Raw genomic sequence first — 5,106 nt, 5'->3', positions numbered from 1 at the left:
TGCTCGGCCCCGGCTGGCCCGGCGTGCTGCTGCACGAGGCGGTCGGCCACGGCCTCGAAGGCGACTTCAACCGCAAGGGCACCTCGGCCTACAGCGGTCGCCTCGGCCAGAAGGTCGCCTCCGATCTCTGCACGATCGTCGATGACGCCACGCTCGCCGACCGGCGCGGCTCGCTCAGCGTCGATGACGAGGGCACGCCCGGCGAATGCACGGTGCTGATCGAGCACGGCGTGCTGCGCAACTACATGCAGGACAAGCAGAACGCCCGGCTGATGGGCATGCGCCCGACCGGCAACGCCCGGCGCGAGTCCTACGCGCACCTGACCATGCCGCGCATGACCAACACCTACATGCTGCCCGGCGCGCACGATCCGGCCGAGATCGTCGCCTCGGTCGAGCGCGGCCTGTACGCGGTCAACTTCGGCGGCGGCCAGGTCGACATCACCTCGGGCAAGTTCGTGTTCTCGGCGAGCGAGGCCTATCTGATCGAGAACGGCAGGGTCACGCGGCCGGTCAAGGGCGCGACGCTGATCGGCAACGGCCCCGAGGCGATGAAGCGCGTCAGCATGGTCGGCAACGACCTGAAGCTCGACCTCGGCGTCGGCACCTGCGGCAAGGACGGCCAGAGCGTGCCGGTCGGCGTCGGCCAGCCGACGCTGCGGCTCGACGGCATCACGGTCGGCGGCACCAAGACCTGAGCCGGAGCGCGGCTGCCGGCTCCGTCCTTCGTCCGAAGTGACCGGGGCCGGTCCGGCGCTGCCGGCGACGGCGCAGGATGCGGCAAGGGGTGCGTCGCGCCGCATCCGGCGGCTGAAGTCCGGTCCCGGGCATCCGCCGGGGTGTCGCACGGGCACTCATTTGTGTCAGACAGATTTACAGGGCAGCCCGGTACAGTCGGGGTGTCTCTGCGCAAACGTATGATTGAAAGGCAAATGCCGGACGTGGCCTGCCTGATGCAATCTCCGTTGCAACCGGCGTCTCGCCGGTGCGGCGGACATGCGACCCGTGTCCACCGGGCACGGGCCCTGCGTCCGGGGTCCGTACGGCGGCGCACCGGCGTCGCCCGGCGGTCAGGGCCAGGCAGGCAAAGACACAGGGCGGAGGCACCCGGACCGAGCGGGGGAGGAGACCGGTTCACGCCGCGGTCGCTCACCGACGGGGGCCGTCATGAAGCGCACCGCACTGCTTCTTTCGTCTGATCCCTTCCCTGTTCCTGCCGCGAATCATGTGCCGGCTCCCGCGTCCGGCCCCGTCCGCCGGCGACCGGCTGCCGCCGGCGGTTTCCGCAGCCTCCCGCTCGCCGGCGCGCTGCTCTGCGGGCTCGGCCTCGCGGTGCCGGCGCAGGCCTTCTCGATCCTCGGCGTCAACGCCGGCGGCAACCTCACCAGCGCGCTCGGCGTCGACGAGATGTTCCGCTGGAACGGCATCGCGACGGTCGGTGGCGTCAGGACCATCGGCTACCGGCTCGATCCGGGTTTCACGCTGGCGCAGCAGGCGGCGATCGACCGGGCGTTCGCGACCTGGAACACGGTCGCGAGCGCGCAGCCGAACATGATCGCGTCGCCGGGGGCCTTCGATCTCGAAACCGTCGCAGTGCACGAGATCGGCCATGCGCTCGGGCTCGCGCACTCCGGCGTGCGCGAGGGTGACACGCCGAATCCGCGCTTCTTCGACACCGACCAGAACGCCTTCAACCTGATGCCGAATCCGGATCGCACGACGCTGGCGCGCAACGTCACGACGCGCCCGACCGTGGATTTCTTCCCCGGTCCCGGCCTGTCCTCGAGCGTGATGAGCTACGACGCCAGCCTCGCGCCGGGCTATCTGCGCACGCAGCTCGAACACGACGATGTCGGCGGCCTGCGCTATGCCGGTGCCGGCCCCGACAACCTCTCCGGCAACGGCGATGATTTCGAATACCGCTTCGTGCGCATCAATGCTGCGCCGATCCAGGATTTCAACGCCTTCGGTCAGCTCGTGCCCGGCATCGACATCGTCCGCAACCCGACCGAACACATCGATGCCGGCATCATCGACGTGTTCAACGGCAACCCCTTCGGTGCCGGCGGCATCGCCGACATGGTCTACGACCGCACCGGCTTCACCGGCAACGGCACGTTCTCGATCCTCGGCGGCGACATCTACCTGAGCGCGACGACGCTGGAGGACCCGTACCGGAGCTTCCCGGGCGTGTTCACGTTCACCGATCCGGCCTGCGACGCCGACGACGTCTGCAACGGTCTCGGCACCGCGCATTTCGATACCGGCCAGAACGGCCGCACGCCGTTCAACGTCAACTTCGACTACGACAGCGCCGTCTATCCGGTGCAGCCGGCCGGCGTGTTCCGGCTCGGCACGCTGGCCGTGACCAACGGCGAAACCTTCGCAGGCTCGGTGCCGGAGATCGGCAACACCAGCAACTTCCACCTGAACCTGCATCTGGCGTCGAGCGACGGCGCCAACGTCGGCGACCTGCTGCTCGGCTATTACTCGTCGCCGAACGTGTTCCCGAACCTGCGCGATCCGGGCAACGCCGACATCCTCTACGACGCGCGCCATCCGGAGTTCGGCGGCGTGTACATCCTGGAAGGCAACACGCTTGCCGAGGCGCTGACCAACGTCAACCTGCTCGGGCATCTCGGCTCGATCGAGTTCGACGGCTTCGAACTGCCGCCCGGGCCGTTCGCCGACGGCAACAGCTTCCTCGCGCCGCTGCCGGGCGGTTCGTTCACGGGACCGCAGGGCAGCTTCCTGATCGGCGTGCCGGAGCCGGCGTCGCTGCTGCTGCTGTCGGCGGCGCTGCCGCTGCTGCATCGGCGCCGCTGCCCGGCCTGAAGCCTGCCCCTGTCCGCACGACCGGCCCCCGGCCCCTGCCTGCCGGGGGCCGCCGCGCGGGCTGACCGGCCGGCTTGCCGGATCAGTCCTGCCAGGCGCCGGCGCGCAGCAGCCGGAACAGCTCGCGGCGCGACTTCGGCGGCTTGCCGGTCGAGAGTTCGCGCTGGGCATTGCGGATCAGCTGGCGGATCTGCTGGCGATCGGCCTGCGGGTAAGCGGTCAGGTACTCCCCGAGCACGGTCTCGTCGCCGGCGACCATCGCCTCGACCCAGCGCTCGACCTGATGCTGGCGGCGCTTCGACTCGGCGCTGGTCGAGTCGAAGCGCGCGAGCACGTCGAGGATCGGCTGCGGATCGATGCGTCGCATCAGCTTGCCGATGTACTGCATCTGACGGTAGCGTCCGCCGTGTGCGCTGATGCGCCGGCATTCGGCGATCGCGCCGGCGAGATCCTCGGGCAGCGGCACCTGCCGCAGCTGCGCCTCGGGCAGGCCGACCAGCCGCTCGCCGAGCGTCTGCAGGGCTTCGGCCTCGCGCTTGCGCGCGGACTTGCTCGGGCCTTCGGGCTGCGTGTCGCCGGTGTCGGCGAAATCGTCGGAACGGTTCATCGGGGAGCGATCTCCACACCGGTGCCGGGCAGTGTCCGGCGCCTGCGGGTGGGTATCCGGACCAGGCCGGTCAGGGCCGCCCGGGCAGGGAGGCAGAAAAACGGGGGCGCGATGGTAGCGCGTCGCAGGCGCCGTGTCGGCCCCGTGCCTTGCCAGCAACATCACGCCCGTGCGGTCCACGACCGGCAGCCGCACGGGTGCCACGCCGCTGCCCGTGCCGGGTGGCGGCCCTGCCCTTCCGATGTCCAGGAACGATCGCCATGCCGGATTCCCAGCTCAGCCCAGCCAGTGCGTCCCTGCCGGCCACGGCGCCGTCGGCCCTGCCCGAGCGCGCCGAACTCGACCGGCTGGTCGGGATGATCCTCGACGAGGCGCGCCGGCTCGGTGCCACCGAGTCCGAGGCCGCCGTCAGCTTCAGCGACGGCCTGTCGGTGTCGGTGCGCCTCGGCGAGGTCGAGACCCTCGAATACCAGCGCGACCGCGGCCTCGGCGTCACCGTCTATTTCGGCAGGCGCAAGGGCTCGGCGAGCACCTCGGACTGGCGCGAGCCGGCGCTGCTCGAAACCGTGCGCGCCGCCTGCGACATCGCCCGCTACACGGCCGAGGACCCGTGGTCCGGCCTCGCCGATCCGGCCCGGCTGGCGCGCGCGCCGCTGCCGGAACTCGACCTGCATCACCCGTGGGCGCTCAGCGCCGAGCAGGCCATCGACATCGCCCGCGACTGCGAGGCGGCGGCACGCGGCTTCGATGCGCGCATCAGCAACAGCGATGGCGCCTCGGTCGGCCGGCACGAGTCGCTGGTCGTCTACGGCAACTCGAACGGCTTCCTCGGCGGCTATCCGTCGACACGCCATTCGCTGTCGTGCTCGGTGATCGCCGCCGACCCGCAGGCCGACGGCCGCATGGAGCGCGATTACTGGTACAGCAGCGACCGCGACGCCAGCCGCCTCGAAGCCCCGGATGCGGTCGGCCGGCGCGCGGCCGAGCGCGTGCTGCGCCGCCTCGGCGCCCGGCGCATCGGCACGCGCACGGCGCCGGTGCTGTTCGTGCCGGAGCTGGCGCGCGGCCTGGTCGGGCACTTCCTCGGCGCGATCCGCGGCGGCGCGCTGTACCGCAAGTCGAGCTTCCTGCTCGATCGCGCCGGCACCGCGGTGTTTCCGGACTTCATGCAGATCCACGAGCGCCCGCACCTGCCGCGCGCCCTCGGCAGCGCCGCCTTCGACGGCGAGGGCGTCGCCACGCAGGATCGCGATCTGGTCTGCGACGGCGTGCTGCAGGGCTACGTGCTCGATTCGTATTCGGCCCGCCGGCTCGGCCTCGAAACCACCGGCAACGCCGGTGGCGTGCACAACGTCATCGTCGGGTCGAGTGCGCCGGCCGTCGGATACGACGAACTGCTCGCGGCGATGGGCACCGGCCTGGTCGTCACCGAACTGATGGGCCACGGCGTCAACGCCGTCACCGGCGACTACTCGCGCGGGGCGGCCGGCTTCTGGGTCGAGAACGGCGAGCCGGTGCACCCGGTCGAGGAAATCACCATCGCCGGCAACCTGAAGACGATGTTCGAGACGCTGCAGATGATCGGCAGCGACATCGACCTGCGCGGCAACGTGCGCTGCGGCTCGATGCTGCTCGCGCCGATGACGATCGCGGGGGCGTGAGCG

General features: G+C 70.8%; 4 protein-coding genes. 3 read left to right on the top strand and 1 reads right to left on the bottom strand.

Annotation, left to right across the window (positions count from 1 at the left end; genetic code table 11):
- The coding region (locus PKE44_RS14835; RefSeq protein WP_324552544.1) for a metallopeptidase TldD-related protein at positions 1-698 on the top strand (698 nt) is incomplete at its 5' end.
- A gap of 529 nt (positions 699-1,227) precedes the next feature.
- Positions 1,228-2,835 (top strand): matrixin family metalloprotease, encoded by a 1,608-nt coding sequence (locus PKE44_RS14830; RefSeq protein WP_324552542.1) that lies wholly within the window; start codon positions 1,228-1,230, stop codon positions 2,833-2,835.
- An 82-nt stretch (positions 2,836-2,917) separates the two neighbouring features.
- Here PKE44_RS14830 and yjgA read toward each other — a convergent pair whose 3' ends face one another.
- Positions 2,918-3,442 (bottom strand): ribosome biogenesis factor YjgA, encoded by a 525-nt coding sequence (gene yjgA, locus PKE44_RS14825; RefSeq protein WP_324552540.1) that lies wholly within the window; start codon positions 3,440-3,442, stop codon positions 2,918-2,920.
- Between the two features lie 260 nt (positions 3,443-3,702).
- Here yjgA and pmbA point away from each other — a divergent pair, with 260 nt between their 5' ends.
- A complete protein-coding gene (pmbA, locus tag PKE44_RS14820) occupies positions 3,703-5,103 on the top strand; it encodes a metalloprotease PmbA (protein WP_324552538.1) in 1,401 nt (466 codons plus the stop codon).
- The last annotated feature ends 3 nt before the right edge of the window (positions 5,104-5,106 follow it).

The organism is Plasticicumulans sp., from assembly GCF_035331805.1.
Taxonomy (GTDB): domain Bacteria; phylum Pseudomonadota; class Gammaproteobacteria; order Competibacterales; family Competibacteraceae; genus Plasticicumulans.
The sequence above is the reverse complement of the archived record's forward strand: the minus strand, read 5'-3'. Positions and strand labels throughout refer to the sequence as shown.

Bases quoted from the DNA above. Each gene is read 5' to 3' on its own strand.
- pmbA (WP_324552538.1), top strand. From the start codon at position 3,703: ATGCCGGATTCCCAGCTCAGCCCAGCCAGTGCGTCCCTGCCGGCCACG.
- yjgA (WP_324552540.1), bottom strand. From the start codon at position 3,442: ATGAACCGTTCCGACGATTTCGCCGACACCGGCGACACGCAGCCCGAA.